The 419-nt window shown below is 72.1% G+C and carries 1 protein-coding gene; it reads right to left on the bottom strand.

Annotated elements, in window-relative coordinates; genetic code table 11:
• Positions 1 to 419, bottom strand: a 419-nt coding sequence (locus I6F37_RS41680) for a phosphoenolpyruvate carboxylase (RefSeq protein ID WP_225154623.1), incomplete at both ends; no start/stop codon positions are given.

The raw sequence follows: 419 nt of genomic DNA, 5'->3' as shown, positions 1-419 counted from the left end.
GCATAGAAGCGCGGCAGCGCCTGGAGCAGCGCGAAGTCGTAGGAGGACAGGCCGTTATTGACCTCGTCGATCACGCGCAGCCGCGTGGTGCGCAGGATGCTGGTCTGCCAGATCGTGAGGACGGCCCGGCGCAGCGCCTCGCGGTTGGCGGCGAGCTCGTCCGGCGTGAACGGCATGCGGTCGCGCGCGTCGAGCAGGGCCGCGATCTCGCGTTCGCGGTTGATCATGCTCGCGCGCCGGACCTCCGTCGGATGCGCGGTGAGCACCGGCGCCACGAGCGCGGTGGCGAAGAAGGCCTGCAGTTGGGCGCGTGCGACGCCGCCGTCGCGGGCATGCGCCAATGCGCGCGCCATGCTGCCTTCTTCCGCGGCGGCGCCGGCGATCGCAGCGTCGCGGGCACGACGGATGCTCTGCTGGTC

Origin of the sequence: Bradyrhizobium sp. NBAIM08, from assembly GCF_020193935.1 — a bacterium.
Taxonomy (GTDB): Bacteria; Pseudomonadota; Alphaproteobacteria; order Rhizobiales; family Xanthobacteraceae; genus Bradyrhizobium; species Bradyrhizobium yuanmingense.
Note: the sequence above shows the minus strand (reverse complement) of the source record. Positions and strands in the feature narration are given on the sequence as shown.